Source organism: Pedobacter sp. MC2016-15 (assembly GCF_026239695.1).
In the GTDB taxonomy this organism is placed as follows: Bacteria; Bacteroidota; Bacteroidia; order Sphingobacteriales; family Sphingobacteriaceae; genus Pedobacter.
In genome coordinates this window covers 770130-785952 of the sequence record NZ_JAPIVS010000001.1, presented here as the reverse complement: position 1 = coordinate 785952, position 15823 = coordinate 770130, and the positions used below count along the sequence as shown (strand labels likewise).

Sequence of the window (15823 nt, the reverse complement as noted above, 5' to 3'; positions counted from 1 at the left end):
TAATGTTTTTCATGCTGAGCTTTTCGACTGAAATGCACACGATTGTTACTGAGTAATCACAGGTTTGTATTTTGTAATCTTTGCTTTGAATGTTGCAATTTTTGCCTTTACGGGCCAGCTAATTTTGGGTATTCAAAAAACAAAGACAATATGGAAAATTTAAATCAACATCCTGCAATACAGGATAAAGTAGTAGTCATTTCAGGGGCCAGCAGCGGAATAGGAGAGGCCATCGCCAGACATCTGGCAAAAAAAGGAGCGAAGGTTGTTCTGGGCGCAAGGCGGACCGACAAGCTGGAAGGGATCTTAAAAGATATTGAGAGCGAGGGTGGCAAGGCGGCTATTTTTGCACTTGATGTAACGAACCTGAACAATTTCAGGGAATTTGTGTCTTTTGCTGAACAGACCTTCGGAAGTATCGACGTACTGGTGAATAATGCTGGTGTAATGCCTTTGTCGATGATCAATGCCTACAAAACGGATGAGTGGAACCAGATGATTGATGTGAACATCAAGGGAGTACTTAATGGCATCGCTTCGGCACTTCCGGTTTTTGAGAAAAAAGATAGCGGACAATTTATCAATATTACCTCTGTAGGAGACCGCTGGGTGGGACCAACATCTACAGTTTACAGTGCCACAAAGTTTGCCGTGCGGGCAATCAGTGATGGTTTGAGACAGGAAGTGAGCCATAAAATCAGGGTTACCATTGTTGCTCCCGGGGCGACGGAATCAGAACTTTCCAACTCCATATCCGATCCGGAACTGAAGAAAATGGCTGATGAACAATTCAGGTCCAATACCATTCCTGCGGAAGCAATCGCCAGAGCCGTAGCATTTGCGATTGAGCAGCCCGAAGATGTGGATGTAAATGAGCTGGTGGTACGTCCTACGGCCCAAAAGGCCTATTAAGGCTGGTCTTTGAGGTAGCCGAGCGACTTCAGAAATGCGGTAGCTTTTGAAAGGGTAAGCAGGTAGTAGTAACTATCCCCCGAAGGTCTGTAGTTGAAAAAACCATGTACCTGTCCTTCGTAAAATAGTAACTCACACCTGTTGCCGTTCTTCTTCATCGCTTCCTGATATTTTTTGGCGGTATCTACAGCAACAAGCTGGTCTTTGGTCCCAAAGAAGATAATCGATGGAGCTGCCCCGGGCTTGATGTTATGAAATGGAGATACCTCCGGATAGCGGGCGCCAATACGGTCGTAACCATAATTTCCGGGGCCGTTGTTAAATACAGGGTTGAACAAAAGGAGGGCATTGGGCCTGGAGCTGATCATCAGGTCTTCACCTTTATTGTGATCCGGTGTGAGATCTGCCGCTGCAGCAAGATGTCCTCCTGCAGAACCACCTCCGGCAGCCAGTTTATCCGGATCTATGCCCAGTTCAAGGGCATGCTGACGCAGGTATCGTATGGCCGACTTAGCATCGGATACAGCTTCAAAAGGTGTGGTATGATTGCGTTTCTGATAACGGTAATCTGCAGTAATGCCGATCATTCCTTTGCCGGCGTAATATTTAGCCTGTTCCTGGAACTGTGTCATTGAGCCGGTGATCCAGCCACCCCCAAAAAAGAAAACTATTGTCGGGTACTTGCGACCTTTTACGTAGTCCTGAGGGTAGTACATTTTGAGATGAAGGGCTGTGGTATCGATTTTCTTGTAAATCACATCTTTCACCGGAGCTTGTCCGAATCCTGACTGAGGCTCAAGAAAAATGCAGATGGCGGCTGAAAAAAGGTATAGGTAAAATAACTTCATACCTAAAGGTAGTGATTTCAAAAGAAAACCCTGCGGTTTACAAACACGCAGGGTTTCAATTCCTATTTGGTTAGTTTAGGGTTACATCCTGCCGGGTCCCTGCTTTGTAATACAGTTCGGCAAGTGTCTTTTGATAGCCGGAAATCATACTTTCCCGCTTAATTTTCATATCTATCAGTTTTGATTCACGACTGTTGATCAAAAACAGTGTGCTCTCTCCAAGTTCAAACTTCTGCGTTTCACCTTTCAGCAAAGTCTGCTGATTGTTGATGCTTTGTATTTGAACATTCAGCTGTGCAGAGTAGGCAGTAAGGTCGTTATAGGATGCCAGGATGTTATTCCTGATCTCGCGACCTGTCTGCTGAACATCGTAATCCAGCTCACGCTGTTTGATCTTCACCTCTCTGAGCTTTCCGCGCTCAGCACGTAAAAACAGCGGGAAGGCAAATTCAATGCCCACCTTGTAGTTGCTCCAGTTAAAATCATAATAATCAGGCACATTGTTCCTGAAGTTATTGCGGTTGGCGATGAGGCTACCACTGACATTCAGTTTAGGTTTTAACATTTCCTGTCTGTAACTTCTTTCAATGGCCAGCTGTGCACCTTTACTTCTCAATTTGAGCAGTTCAGGGTGTTGCCCCGAAGCCCTGCCGATCAGCGTATCCAGTACGGCCTGCTGAGGTTTGTTAATATTCTCGTCGATCAGCTCTGGCATCGCTTCCAGGGGCAGTTCGAGTGGGTTGCCCTCAGCGCTCCAGAGATGGTTTGACAACACGAGGCGTGCATTCTGTAACTCGATCTTCGTTTTTTCTTTCTGTATAATACGCTCCTGGACGGTGATGTAAGCCTCCACTGAGTCGATCACCGGTTTATCACCGATGGCCGTCTGCCTGCTTAAAGCTTTAAACCTGCGCTCTGCAAGTTCTACACCTTCATTTACGAGGGTAAACTGTCTGTAAGCATAATACCAGCTCCAGTAATCCTTGACAACAGCATACCAGACACTGTTGATCTGCTTCAGCTGTTCTGCCTCGGCATATTGTACCATTGCTTTAGACTGTCTCAGTGTGCTGCGTCGCGCATCAATGATCAATCCCTGTCCTAATGGGATGCTTAATCCAACACCGGAAAGTCCACCTGCAGGGGTACGTGTTTCAGGGTTGGTATAAGTGCCCACACTGCGGTCGTAACCTACTTTCAGATCAGCTCCGGCAAGCCAGAGTGGCACTTTGAGTTCACTGTTCCAGTTGTTGTAATATTCTGTATCACCAAACAGCTTGCGACTGAAACCGGCCTTTATTGCCGGGTCAAAATAACCCAGCGACTGCAATACATTGGCCCGTGCAGATTCGCTGAGCAGGGCAGCCTGTTTCACAATAGGGTGGTATCTGAAAACCAATACCTGCAGATCTTCCAGCGTAAATACTTTTGCTGTATCCGTTACAGGTTTGGTTTGGGCAAGCGTATTGAATGAGGCAAGCAGCATAAATATGAGCATGCCTGCGGCAGGAAATCTCCTGAAAAATATCTTCATCTGACGACCTCCATTATTTAATCTTTCTTACTTTTACCATCTCCTGATGGCTCTTTTTCAAGGCTTGGCGGGAATCCGTTAAGCTGTCGCCAGATCTCATACCATAGTGGTACTGACCTGAGGATGATCCTTCCGTATACTCCCGAACCCTGGCGCAATTGCTCCGGCCATGGCTCATCTTTGGTTGGAACAGGGTTAGCCTGGCTGATCAGCACGCGGTATTTACCACCAGTACTGCTCACGCGGTCGATCGCATAGATTTTACCTGCAAAGGTACCCACGGCAACCGATGGCCATCCTGAAAACTGTACCGAAGGCCAGCCTTCAAACTGTATCCTCACATCACTTGTATCCAGAATCAGCGGTACATCCATTGCACTTACATAAAGCTCTGCTGCAACCTGTGGTGAGCTGGGTTGTAAGGTAGCCACTGATTCACCTTCCTTAATGTTTTCACCAATACCGGCCTTCATCGTTTTAACGATAAATCCATCTTGTGGTGCCCTGACAATATATAAACCTCTTCTGATGGTGATGTTGGAGATATCGTTTCTCAGTTTGGCAATCTCGCCCTGTGCACTGGCTCTGCTGGAAATTGCAGAGCTCATGTCTGACTGTGCCTTTGCCAGCGACTCCTGATATTTCGCCCTGATGTTATCCAGGTCTATGCTGGAGTTCAATAGGTTTTGTCTCGAGTTATTGAGCTTGTTCTGCGAACCAATTACTTTTGCATTGTCTTCCTGCAGTTTCAGCCTGCGTGTTTCAATGTCTGTAAGCGAGAAGAGTCCGTTTTTATAACCGGCTTCATAACGTTCCAGACGTGCTTTGGTCGTTTCGAAATATTTCTCTACAGCAAGCAGTTCTGCACTGTCAATCTTCACATAGTTCTGCGCTTGTTTCACTTTATTTTCTGCGGCGCTCAGCTGGAACTTCAAACCATTGGTCATGGCCCTGATTTGTGAATTAGTAGCTTCCATCTTTTGCGTTGCTGCAGTTTCGCTGCCACGTTTCGCATTAAGCTGCTCGTTTAAGCGTGCCGGAAGTTCAGGGTCGAAATAGGACTGACTGGTTTCCGAAATCACCAGAATAGTATCTCCTTTTTTTACGGCCTGGCCCTCACGTACAGCCCAGTGTTCAATACGTCCGCCGATTTGATTTTGTACCGTCTGAGGCCTGTCTTCCGGTCTCAGGGCAGTGACTGTACCACGACCCGGGATGGTTTGTCTCCATGGTAGCAGCAGCAGGATCACAAAGAGAACCAGCACGAACAGCATAATGCGCCCCAGTAATTTTGGCCCTTTTGCCTGCAGTAATTTGGAATTTGTCTGCAGGGACAGCTGCTCCCAGTTTTTGATCTGGGTTAAATTTTTAGTCATATTACCCATGTGTTCTATCTCCTTCTTCGAGTTCAAGATCAGTAACTACAGCAAGTTTCTCACTGCCGGTTACCATATCAAAAACGGTATTTAAATTGGTCATCAGTTTTTCGATGGCATAACTGATCTGTACGATAATCACTTCAGCTGCTACAAACTGTCCGAATGTCATCTGGCGTTCTACTACAAAGTATGAACCCATCAGCAACAGTGCACCCATGAGTACGGTACGCATGGCAACTGCGCTAAAGAAGAATCTCTTCAGGATGCTAAAGTGCTCATTACGAGCCTGGATGTAATTAGCCGTAATCTCATCAGTACGGGTTAGCACTTCGAGACGTTTGGCCGGATCCTGTCTGTAGGCATCCAGGTCACCTGCTACTTCCTCGAGATAGGCAACCACTTCATATTTATGACCTGATTCTTCAATGCTGGTATTGAGACCTTGTCTGTAATACAGCGCTACAATCAGCACAATTACAAGCAGAACGAATATACCGAAGGCCATAAATACCGGATGGTAGAAGGAGAGCAGGATCACGCTGAAAAATATCAGCACTGCTGCAGCAACGATATCCACGAGAAGTTTTGTTAATCCTTTTTGTATGGTAAGGATATCAAAGAAACGGTTAACCAGCTCTGCAGGGTTTTCACCTTCGAGCGCCTGTTTTTTGATACGTGGTAAGCGGAATGCAAACTCAAGCGCAGCTTTTGCAAATATCTTTTGTTCGATCACCTCTACAAGGGTAAGCTGACCGATCAGCAGCAGTCCGCCACTGACAATACCGATCAGGATAACGCCGATGAGAATGTAAGTTGAACTGTACATTGCGCCGTTGGATAACAGGTTAAAAACCGCACTTGTGCCCAATGGGAGCGTTAAGCCGATTAACCCAATCAGCATCGCATAGATGTAAATGTAATTGATAGTTGAACGTTCGTAATGTAGTATACGTACGAGTCTTTGCCAGGGCGTTGGAGCACCGGCAGCATGATGTTTCTTCATCCTGTTGGGAAATTTTTAATAAAGTAATTTTGAATGTGTGCAGGAATAATGCACGTTATAAGTTATGCAAGTACGTCCGGAGGCGGCGTGGGTACGGCTTTCAGCGGGTGGCTGCCGATCTGCATAATGTACGAGTAAATGCTGAGTGGTAAAGGGTTCACCCATAGCAGATCACCATGGTCAACGTAGATAAATTCACATCTGATCAGCTTCTTTTCAGTTTTATCTGTAGCTTCTTCTTTTGCGTCTTTACCTTCGTCTGTACTTTTTTCTACAGCAATAGGATCAATGTTGAGTGAAAAATGAGAAATAGAAAGCGCGCAGACTTTTAGCAGCATGGAACTGAGGAGCAGCATGCTGAAAAGGTTTCTGAGCGACTTTGTATTAATTATATTTATCATCAATCGCGACAAATATAATAATTAGTTTTTTTCGGACGTAAGCACTTTAAACATATTAATGCAAGATTGCTACACAAAACCGGAGATATTTCCCTAATCTTTTGCTTTAAAAACCTGCTTGCCGCCAACTACAGTACTTAGGACCTTAACAGATTGAATCTGAACCGGGTCAATTTTAGTGATGTCTTTATCCAGGATGACAAAATCCGCCAGCTTACCATTCTGCAGAGATCCTTTAATCTTTTCTTCAAATGTTCCGTAAGCGCCGTTGATGGTGTAAGCCTTTAAAGCTTCTTCTACGGTAACTTTTTGTTCAGGGATCCATCCCTCAGGGTTTTTATTGTCGAGTGTGCGACGCGTTACTGCGGCATAAATTCCCAGCAGCGGATCAGCAGGAGCTACGAACCAGTCGCTTCCAAAAACCAGCTTTGCACCTTCGTCCATTAAAGTGCGGAATGCATAAGTAGTTTTTGCACGCTCATGTCCGATAATAGTTTCTGCCCATTGTCCGTCATCAATGGCATGGTATGGCTGCACACTTGCCATAATATCCAGACCCTTAAATCTTTTGATATCCGATGGAAGAATATGCTGTGCATGTTCAATTCTGAATCTTCTGTCTTTTTTACCGTTTTCTTTTTCGAGTTTTTCAGCCAGATTGAGTAGTGTATTGATGGAACGGTCTCCAATTGCATGAATCAGTAAATGGAGATTTGCACTGTCAGCAGATTTGATACGCTGATACAAGACATTTGCCGGCACGACAAAGAAACCTGAGTCGCGCGGAGCATCAGTAAAGGGTTTCATAAAGGCCGCTGTATGTGATCCCAATGAACCATCTACAAAACCTTTAACACCACCAAAGCGTAACCATTTATCGCCGGTACCTTCCTCTTTGATCTGTTGTGCTATTTTCTGCCAGTTTTTTAATTCTGCTACCGCATATATTCTGGTTTTGAAATTTCCTTTTTTCGCAGCTCTTTTCAGGACATCGAAATAATCGCCGTAGCCCGTACCCGGAACGGTAACGACAGAGGTGATGCCACGTGCTGCATAATAATCCATTGCTGCATCAAAGGCTGCCTGTTCCTGCTCCGGTGTAGGATGAGGAACAGCACTTCGAATATAATTCAGTGCATTATCTTTAAATAATCCTGTGATTTGTCCCTTAACCCGGATTACTTCGCCTCCTTTGACGTCTTTGACCTCGTTGGTGATTCCTGCTAATTTTAAAGCTGCTTCATTGGCAAGCGCCATGTGTCCGTCGATACGGTTTACCCATACAGGATTGTCCTTTGTTACAGAATCTATCCAGGTGTGGTTGGGCAGCTCGCCTCCCCAGTTATGATGGTCAAAATTGCCGCCGATAATCCAGGTGCCGGGTTTCAGCGTTTTGGCATAATCCGCGATTCTTTGTATAAACTCTTTTTTTGTTTTTGCCTCATGCAGTTGTACAGATGCCAGTTCAAAGCCACTTTCTACAAAGTGTGAATGGCTGTCAATAAAACCCGGAACTACCAGATGATCATGCCCGGCATCCGTAGTCTTAGTATCTTTGCCCGTAAGGGCCTGCATCTCTTCTTTGCTGCCAATTGCCATCAGCGTGTCGCCGGCAACAGCCATAGCCTCTGCCCATGGTTTTTCAGGGTTGCCTGTCCATATTTTTCCAACAATTACTTCATCGGCAAATTGTTTCTGCTGACAACTGGTGATACCAAAAATGACCAGCATGCTTAATGCTGCGGCACTTTGAAACTTATTGCGGAGGCTAAGAGTTGATTTCATCAAATGTTAATTTAATAATATGATCTGCATATATATTAAACTTTACTTGAATAAACCGGCTGTGATTAATATCGTTTAAGCTTTGGACAATATTTGACCTCTCAGACCAGATGCACTATTCTGCATCTACAGGCTCAAAATATTGAGCAACCAGTTCCTGCAGGTTATTAAGAATTAAAGGTTTATGCAGATAGGTAACAACATCCTCATAACTTTCTGCTCTTTCTCTGTCGCTGGGGTTTAGTGACGTGGTCAGCATAATGATCGTGATCTTCGCCTTTTGTGCTTCAGGGAGTTTTCCGTATTCGTCAAGGAATTCCCAGCCATTCATAGCAGGCATATTGATATCTAAAAAGATAATCCCCGGCTGAATCATCTTTTTCCCTTCGTAGGGGCCGGTGCTGGTGAGATAGGCGAGGGCATCAATCGCGGAGGTGTGGGTTTGGACTAAGGCATCGATACCGGCACGTTTGAGAATCATTGTGTGCAAAAAGTTTGTCGGGGTATCATCATCAATTAACAGGATGCATTCCAGTCCTTTGTACTTTGTCATTAAAATTATATGTGTTTTGATATTGAAAAATAAAACTGACTTCCAGCAGCTGGTATAGACTCCACCCAGATATCACCTTTGTGCAATTCACAGATCTTCTTACAGTTGGCCAATCCAATACCATTGCCCTGGTATTCGTCCCGGTTATGCAGACGCTGAAAGATCAAGAAGATCTTATGGATATATTTAGGTTCCATGCCAATACCGTTGTCGCTCACTTTGACGGTCCATTCATCTTCATCTTCCTGGCAGGTGACTTCAATAATGGGCTTGCGGAGTTTTGAGCGGTACTTGATGGCATTGCTGATGATGTTCTGAAAGAGCTGGATGATCTCGGTCTCATAGCCGCGGATCACCGGCAAATCGGTATAAGTGATCGTGGTGCCTGTCTCTTCGATGAGCTGGAAGAAGTCAATTTCAATATCTGCCAGTATCTGATTACAATTGATATCTACAATTGTCTTTTTGATGCCTATGCGTGAATAATCCAGCAGGCCATGTATCAGGTTTGTCATTCGGCTGGCTGCCTGGTCAATGATCTCCAGGAACATCCCCGCATTCTGATCCAGCTGGGCACCGTAGGTTTCTTTGAAAAGGGCATTGAAGCTGGAAATTGTTCTCAGCGGCTCCTGCAGATCATGAGAGGCAATATAGGTGAATTGTTCCAATTCTTTATTTTTACGATCCAGTTCGGCAATGTGCTGCAGCTGCGCCTGTTCAGCGATCAGTTTGTCGGTAAGATCGCGGGTCACCTTGGAGAATCCTATTGTATTACCTGCGGAATCGTGCAGTGCGGTGATGGTGATTAATCCCCAGAAGCGGGAGCCATCTTTCCTGAAGCGCCATCCCTCCGCCTGCGCCCGGCCTTCGTTTGTAGCGAGTTCAATAAAACTCTCCGGAAGTTTGGAGGCCTGGTCTTCTGCAGAATAGAAGATACGGAAGCTCTTACCAATGATTTCCTCAGGTGAATAACCCTTTATTTTTTCTGCTCCTTTGTTCCAATTTTCGATGTTGCCATCGAGATCCAGTAAAATGATTGCATAATCTGTGATTTCCAAAATCATTTTACTGTGGCGGTCTTCGTAGACTTGTAACTGATCTTCTGACAATTTTGTAGCAGTGCGGTCGCGCAGGATCTTGGTGAAGCCAATGACATTGCCACGCTCATCGTGAATGGCAGTGAGGAGGATGTTTGCCCAAAACCTGGAGCCATCCTTACGTATCCTCCATCCCTCATGGGTAACTTTGGAATGGGTGGCAGCTTCATTAATTAACTTTGATGGTAGCTGCGCTGCCCGATCTTCTGGTGTGTAAAAGACCTCGAAGTTGGATCCCAGAATTTCATCAGCAGTATAACCTTTGATTTTCTCCGCTCCTTTATTCCAGTTTTCAATGTTCCCTTTCTCATCAAGAAGCACAATAGCGTAGTCCTCAATTTCATGAAACATATTAAAGAGGCGTTGCTGGGAAAATTCAGGATTATTCGTCATCTCATCAATTAGGAAGCAAATATACTTACAATCTATGCTGAGCAGGCTAATAATATTGAATTTTAGGCAAATAAAAGTGTATTTATAGTAAGTATAATTTTATAATTGCAGGAAAATTATACTTTTAAACCAGTAACATAATAATTAATTAAAATGTTTAAACACTGAAGGTGTCTTGTTGTTTTAGCCATCAGCTTTAAGGGAAGAAATGGGTGTAAGTGTTGCGGCTCTGTACGTTTGATAGAATATGGTAGCTGAAGAAATAAAGATGGCGACCATGGCACCGGCAACAAAAAACCACCATTGAAGATCTATGCGGTAGGCAAAGCTGGAAAGCCATCTTGAACACATGATATAGGTTACTGGTATGGAGATGACTATAGAAAATAATACTGGTTTGATAAAATCGAGGGATAAGATATAGATGAGTTGAAATGTCCGGGCACCCAGGACTTTCCTGATGCCGAGTTCTTTAAATCTTTTTTCTGCAGCAAATGTTGCGAGACCGAATAGGCCCAGGCTGGAGATCATGATAGCCAGAATGGAGAAGTAAGTTGCGAGGGCTGCCATCCTCGTGAGGGAGCTGAACTATACCCAATTCATGGTTGTGTTCAATATATTAATATTAGGTCTATATCTGATCATTAACGGGTATATAACCGGAAGTTGAGAGGACTGTGCAACAAGTTTGCAGCGTGTTTCAAACGACTAACTGTCGTAACAAACACGTCGGAAACTCGTTGCATAGTCGTTCCAAACCCCTTCCAAATACCGGTTATATACCGATAGCTTCCCCAAGACTGACCCTGCAATATCAAGCATAACAATCGGTTAACTTATACAATAGCTTTTTCTGGCAACAAAAGCTATTGCAGCTTTTTGTGATCAGGTTAGAACCCTTTCATAGTCACTGGGATGTAGTAATGTACGCTCATATTATACGTTTTATTGGTATATACCACACCAAAATAGTACTCAGCATTCACCCAGGTTTTGTCTCCGCTAATTGTACCTGGAGAAACATTATTGTCTGTTGATGCACCTATCAGGATTTCCTTCGGGCTAAAATTCGGAAGACCCACGTAATTTGTAAAATAATCAAGAGCAACCATGCCCCTATGTTCCCTGAAGTCGGTTACAATAACTTTTGAAAAATCAATCTTTTCTACAGATTCAGGTAGGTGCCCGGCGCTTTTCCTAACCAAAAAGTTATACATCACCCCATCACCCTTTACCTTGCTGATATCAACAAATCCTTTTAATTTTTCATTTTTAGCGAAGCCTTTATCCTCACCCAGCATAAATCCGCGGTTGAGGATATACACATAACCTTTATCCACTTTCTGCAACATCAGTGAATATAGCTCTGGGTTTACAGGAAGACTCTCGGCTGTAACCAGTTTAATGGCGTGTTTTTCTTCCAGCACTGTTCCGTTCTCATCCGTGACCTTAATAATGAAATCATAATCACCGGTAGGAGCCTCTTTCGGGATCGTGAAATGTTTGTGAACATTGGTGTTTTTTGTACCCTTAAATTCTGTCCAGATCAACTCAAATGACCAATTGGAGGGATAGGTAGTGCCTGTCTTTTGACTAATATTGATCTGAACAGTGTTGATCTTGTCGCCGGCAGTTACGTCCATATCCAGATGGAAGTCTCTGCCAATGATGCCCTGACCGTTATTGCCTGATCCTATCTCCAGGTTGGCAATCGTTGGTGCCGATAGTGCCTGATCATCACTGTCTTTTTTACAGGAGATGAAAAACATGGACGCAATAAGAAATAGTAGTAATGATTTTAAAGATTTCATCTTAAAAAAAAATATAGTTAAAGTTGTAAATGAGTATGCATTAGAATTACTCCAAAGCTGATTGAGATCGGCAATGGTGTTAAAATCGTTCAGTAGAGAAAGCTGTTTTAGGAAAGTAATGTTGGGGGACCTCTATTGCTAAAAGCCTGGAGGGTGCATTCGTAATCACAGACATAGGAACTGCATGGAGGTGATACCTCATTTGTTGCAACTACAATAACATTGTGTACTAAATGTACAGGAAGATAAGTGCTGTGTTTATGAATTATAAAATCACATATCTCACACTTTTCAACGGCAGACACAGCATCTGTAGAAATATCCTGTTTATCAAATGCAAATACTTTGTGGGCATGAGCAAGCTGTAAAATGGAGATAAAAAGCAGAAGCATCACCAAAAACATCGACAGGAACCGATGAATTTTATTTGGAGAGGAGAGCATCTGCTTATACATATGCTACAAAGTTGCATCAATTATTTTAATTATCAAGATATTTTGAGACAAATATTTTAATAAATTATCTGCAAGGTATGAATGCTCTCAGAACAATTGTTATGATACTAAAAAGGCATTCATTTAATTAGATGCCTTTTTAGTATCGTCATTGGTAATACTGCGTTCACTTTTCTTGATTGCGCCTTGCAGCTTACCAAATTTCCAGTTCAGTCCCAGCGTAACACGCCTGAAAGGATTGTCGCGCGTTTGTTCCTGTGTAAAATTCACACCTTCGCTGTAACTTCTGAAAGTCCTGAATTGCTGGAAGGGATTGGCAACCATGGCAGAGAAGGTCAGCTTGTCTTTAATGATGTCCTTACTGCCGCTCAAACCTATAAAATAATAGTAATTGGACTTGCCCTGTAGTAATACATCCGGTGCGCCATAGTTGTACGAGAGGCTCGCCTTCCATTGTTTCTCAAATTTATAGCTGGTATTTAAGTTCGCGTACCCTGTAATGCCACTATTTTTGGTATTAACTCCATTGATTACGCCCTCCAGCCAGAGATGATTCAGGTTAGCACTTACGTTCATGTTCCATTTATCTGTCAAGGGGTAAGTGAAATTGGCATTTGTTCCCAGCATTTTGTTTTTCCCGATGTTATATGAGGTAATTCTGGTTAGGTTAAGGCTCTCGATATATTCAAATACCTGTTGCTGCGTGTTATTGGCAAAGTTGTAGCTAAGGCTGAGGTTGACTGAGCCCTTTTTAAAATTACTGTAGGTGAGTTCAAAGTTATTACTGAGGGTAGCCTCAAGATTTGGATTCCCAAAGGTTTCGAAGTTTGGCCTGGATTTATCTACAAATGGGTTAAGATCCCATATTGCAGGGCGCTGTATGCGTTGGGTAAAACCCAGACTGATACTCTGGCTGTTCTTCAGGGTACGGTTAACGGAAACTGAAGGGATCAGGTTAAAGTAATCTGACTTCACTGTAGAATTTGTGCTTTCAAAGTTTCCGGTTACATAGGTACCCTCCAATCTGGCCCCAGCCTTCATTGTCCAATCTTTAAGCTTCAGGGTATAGGTATTGTAGATGCCATAGATGTTCTGATCATTACTATAGCGGTTACTTTGTGCGGGATCAATCAGATAGTCGTTTTGCGACTGGTTAAAATTGAGAAACTTGAAGTCACTCTGTCCGTTACGCAAAATAGCTTTAGCCCCGGCCTCAAAAATAAGCTTTTTAAAAGGGTTGATGTAGTCTATCTGGGCAGTTTGCTCCTTTGATTTGCTGATATTGTCCTGTTTGTAATCAGGTCCTGTAAAGTTCACTCGATTATTAAACATCACATCATTCAGCTGCGGCTCTGAACTGTCAAAGAACTTGTAGGAGAACGTAAGCAGGTGCTCCTTTTTGTTCTTAAAGCCTTTTTGAAAATTAAACGTATAATCAGTTCCGCCCCATTCGTACCTGGTGCGGCTATCCATGTCATACGTAGTACGCAGGTCGCCATCAGTGATCACAAACCGGTTATTCAGATCCTGCTGGTTGTGCCCGCCATATGGGTTGATCTCAACGGTAACCAGATTTAGCGAATCAATTTCATAGCTGACTTCTCCGCCCCCCCATGCCCATTTGTTATCAATTTTTTGAAAGCCTAATGAATTAAGGCTTGATGGTACTGCTGTACCGCGACTGTTTCTGTTGTCAGTCAGTTTGATCCCATCAACTTTCCAGATGCCTGTTCCTCCATAGAGATTTACCCCTAGTTTATTGTGTTTAACAGTAACGTTCATATTGCCACTGGGACCACCAGGAAACTGCTGGCGAAAATTCAGGTTGCCATTATAACCATTTTCCACTTTCCTCGAGGTCATGATATTAATGATGCCCGCCAATCCTTCACTTTCATATTTGGAAGGGGGAGTGGTGATCACTTCAATCTTCTGCACACCAGCAGCAGGCATACTTTTGAGATATTCTTTAGGGTCACGTGTAAGAATCCCTGAGGGTTTTCCATTGATCAGGATTCGATAATTCCCGGTTCCTTTGAGCTTAACGTTATCATCTGCATCTACTGAGAGCAAAGGTACTTTGCGCATCATATCCATCACTGACATCACCTTGCTTTCCGGATCAGCCTGAATATCATATGTGATACGATCGGGCTCTTGTTTGATCAGGGGTTTGCTGCCCGTAATTGCTACTTCATCGAGTTTGTTGCCGCTTGCGCTCATGTTGATCGTGCCGAGATTTACATCTCCCTTCAGGTTGCTGACTATTTGCCTGGACTGATATCCTATTGAGCCGATGACAAGGGTATATTTCCCGCTGCGGATTCCTGTAAAGGAGAATTTTCCCTGCTGATCAGATATTGTACTTTTTAGCACCGCTGAATCGTTTTTTAGTGCGATCGTAAAAAATTCGCCTGGTTTATTGGTAAGGCTGTCTATCACAGTGCCAGCAATCAGGTGTTTGGTTTCCTGCGCTTTTAAACTGATAACATTTAAACTGCATTGCAAAGCAATGAGAAAGGAGAGTAGATACTTGGTCATAAAGGAAATGTCTTACAATGATTAACATTGCTAAATAGATGCAGCAGTTTCCCAAATGTTGCAAACATCTTGGTTATTGTTACAGTAGTAAAGTTTTTCCAGGACGAGACAGACTGGCTTTTACTATTTATCCGTTACAGATTTTGGTAACATTAACAAAAACGGTAAAGCTTTTGAATAATCCAGATCAGGATATTCCAGACCTAATGCTCTTATGTTTTTATAATAAGTTTCATGCTGAGTATAGTAGTATTTCTCAGACTGAACAAACCAGGATTTATATCCCAGCTTCTGTGCAAGGAACCATTTTTCAAATAATCGGGCACTACGACCATTTCCATCATTCCAGGGATGTATCTTTACAAATACAAGGTGTAGCATGCTGGCAAAGAAGAAAGTTTCTGAGATAGTCAGTTCAGCGCCCAGCAATATTTCAAGATCGGCGTATAATTTGTCCATTTCAGACGGTACTTCAATTGGAGTAGCTGCTACATATTCGATACGCCCGTCTTTAGTCGTAACAAACATATTCTGATTTCTGAATTTACCAAGCCAATTGGTAGAGACAATATGTCTCGCCAGGATCATATGCATCTGAGCAAACGTCTCTTTCCCTGGTCTATTTTGAGAGGCGAATTGATAAGCAAGATACAGGTCGTCTATTTTACGGGTATAGTCAGGCTGAAATTCAATATTGAAGCGCTTATGCTTGATGTAGGAATCAAGCTCTATTGCTTCTCCCTCAATTTTGCTCGAATACACGGAAGCCACTGAAGTATAAAAGCTAAATTCAGTTGTTGAAAGTTCAGCATCTTCCAATTGATTGAATGCAGTTAACAGAGCTTCTTCTGAAACCACATCTTTATAGTGATCTAATAGATCAGTAGGAATGATATGTAAGTCCTCTCTTGTCAACATTGAGACTAGAATTAGTTATAAACAAAAAAAGGTTTAAATCTAGATTTAAACCTTTTTTTACTATTTCAGCGGAGGAAGAGGGATTCGAACCCTCGGTACCGTTGCCAGTACGACAGTTTAGCAAACTGTTCCTTTCGGCCACTCAGGCATCCCTCCGTTTAAAATTGTTACCCGTTTTCCGGGGTTGCAAATA

Annotated in this window: 13 protein-coding genes and 1 tRNA gene; 1 reads left to right on the top strand and 13 read right to left on the bottom strand. The window is 43.2% G+C overall.

The window, feature by feature from the left end:
- The first annotated feature begins 150 nt into the window (after positions 1–150).
- Positions 151–912 (top strand): SDR family oxidoreductase, encoded by a 762-nt coding sequence (locus OQY15_RS03540; protein ID WP_265787824.1) that lies wholly within the window; start codon positions 151–153, stop codon positions 910–912.
- Here OQY15_RS03540 and OQY15_RS03535 read toward each other — a convergent pair.
- From OQY15_RS03535 to OQY15_RS03475, 13 genes are all read right to left on the bottom strand, one after another.
- Entirely contained in the window at positions 909–1760 is an 852-nt protein-coding gene (locus OQY15_RS03535; RefSeq protein WP_265787821.1) for an alpha/beta hydrolase, read from the bottom strand. The genes OQY15_RS03540 and OQY15_RS03535 overlap by 4 nt on opposite strands.
- A gap of 70 nt (positions 1761–1830) precedes the next feature.
- On the bottom strand, positions 1831–3294 hold the full coding sequence (locus OQY15_RS03530; protein WP_265787819.1) for a TolC family protein: 1464 nt from the start codon (positions 3292–3294) through the stop codon (positions 1831–1833).
- Positions 3295–3311: 17 nt separating this feature from the next.
- Complete coding sequence (locus OQY15_RS03525) at positions 3312–4670, bottom strand: HlyD family efflux transporter periplasmic adaptor subunit (RefSeq protein ID WP_265787817.1); 1359 nt, start codon at positions 4668–4670, stop codon at positions 3312–3314.
- Between the two features lies 1 nt (position 4671).
- Positions 4672–5676 carry an ABC transporter transmembrane domain-containing protein gene (locus tag OQY15_RS03520; RefSeq protein ID WP_265787815.1) on the bottom strand — a complete coding sequence of 335 codons (1005 nt, stop codon included), beginning with the start codon at positions 5674–5676 and terminating at the stop codon, positions 4672–4674.
- 62 nt (positions 5677–5738) lie between these two features.
- Positions 5739–6077: a hypothetical protein gene (locus OQY15_RS03515; RefSeq protein WP_265787813.1), complete on the bottom strand. Its 339-nt coding sequence runs from the start codon at positions 6075–6077 to the stop codon at positions 5739–5741.
- 93 nt (positions 6078–6170) lie between these two features.
- A complete protein-coding gene (locus OQY15_RS03510) occupies positions 6171–7862 on the bottom strand; it encodes an amidohydrolase (RefSeq protein WP_265787811.1) in 1692 nt (563 codons plus the stop codon).
- A 115-nt stretch (positions 7863–7977) separates the two neighbouring features.
- Positions 7978–8415, bottom strand: coding sequence for a response regulator (locus tag OQY15_RS03505; RefSeq protein WP_265787808.1), 438 nt, complete (start codon positions 8413–8415; stop codon positions 7978–7980).
- 5 nt (positions 8416–8420) lie between these two features.
- A complete protein-coding gene (locus OQY15_RS03500) occupies positions 8421–9905 on the bottom strand; it encodes a PAS domain-containing sensor histidine kinase (protein ID WP_265787806.1) in 1485 nt (494 codons plus the stop codon).
- Between the two features lie 183 nt (positions 9906–10088).
- A complete protein-coding gene (locus OQY15_RS03495; RefSeq protein ID WP_265787804.1) occupies positions 10089–10475 on the bottom strand; it encodes an FtsX-like permease family protein in 387 nt (128 codons plus the stop codon).
- 320 nt (positions 10476–10795) lie between these two features.
- Positions 10796–11716: a DUF4625 domain-containing protein gene (locus tag OQY15_RS03490; protein ID WP_265787802.1), complete on the bottom strand. Its 921-nt coding sequence runs from the start codon at positions 11714–11716 to the stop codon at positions 10796–10798.
- A gap of 578 nt (positions 11717–12294) precedes the next feature.
- On the bottom strand, positions 12295–14712 hold the full coding sequence (locus OQY15_RS03485; RefSeq protein WP_265787800.1) for an outer membrane beta-barrel protein: 2418 nt from the start codon (positions 14710–14712) through the stop codon (positions 12295–12297).
- A gap of 123 nt (positions 14713–14835) precedes the next feature.
- Positions 14836–15630 carry a Fic family protein gene (locus OQY15_RS03480; protein ID WP_265787798.1) on the bottom strand — a complete coding sequence of 265 codons (795 nt, stop codon included), beginning with the start codon at positions 15628–15630 and terminating at the stop codon, positions 14836–14838.
- A 69-nt stretch (positions 15631–15699) separates the two neighbouring features.
- Positions 15700–15786 (bottom strand) — tRNA-Ser (locus OQY15_RS03475).
- Between the last annotated feature and the right edge of the window lie 37 nt (positions 15787–15823).

Excerpts from the sequence above, each read along its gene's own strand:
- OQY15_RS03530 (WP_265787819.1), bottom strand. The coding sequence starts at position 3,294 with ATGAAGATATTTTTCAGGAGATTTCCTGCCGCAGGCATGCTCATATTT.
- OQY15_RS03500 (WP_265787806.1), bottom strand. The coding sequence starts at position 9,905 with ATGACGAATAATCCTGAATTTTCCCAGCAACGCCTCTTTAATATGTTT.
- OQY15_RS03510 (WP_265787811.1), bottom strand. The coding sequence starts at position 7,862 with ATGAAATCAACTCTTAGCCTCCGCAATAAGTTTCAAAGTGCCGCAGCA.
- OQY15_RS03525 (WP_265787817.1), bottom strand. The coding sequence starts at position 4,670 with ATGACTAAAAATTTAACCCAGATCAAAAACTGGGAGCAGCTGTCCCTG.
- OQY15_RS03540 (WP_265787824.1), top strand. The coding sequence starts at position 151 with ATGGAAAATTTAAATCAACATCCTGCAATACAGGATAAAGTAGTAGTC.
- OQY15_RS03490 (WP_265787802.1), bottom strand. The coding sequence starts at position 11,716 with ATGAAATCTTTAAAATCATTACTACTATTTCTTATTGCGTCCATGTTT.
- OQY15_RS03515 (WP_265787813.1), bottom strand. The coding sequence starts at position 6,077 with ATGATAAATATAATTAATACAAAGTCGCTCAGAAACCTTTTCAGCATG.
- OQY15_RS03505 (WP_265787808.1), bottom strand. The coding sequence starts at position 8,415 with ATGACAAAGTACAAAGGACTGGAATGCATCCTGTTAATTGATGATGAT.
- OQY15_RS03480 (WP_265787798.1), bottom strand. The coding sequence starts at position 15,630 with ATGTTGACAAGAGAGGACTTACATATCATTCCTACTGATCTATTAGAT.
- OQY15_RS03535 (WP_265787821.1), bottom strand. The coding sequence starts at position 1,760 with ATGAAGTTATTTTACCTATACCTTTTTTCAGCCGCCATCTGCATTTTT.
- OQY15_RS03495 (WP_265787804.1), bottom strand. The coding sequence starts at position 10,475 with ATGGCAGCCCTCGCAACTTACTTCTCCATTCTGGCTATCATGATCTCC.
- OQY15_RS03520 (WP_265787815.1), bottom strand. The coding sequence starts at position 5,676 with ATGAAGAAACATCATGCTGCCGGTGCTCCAACGCCCTGGCAAAGACTC.
- OQY15_RS03485 (WP_265787800.1), bottom strand. The coding sequence starts at position 14,712 with ATGACCAAGTATCTACTCTCCTTTCTCATTGCTTTGCAATGCAGTTTA.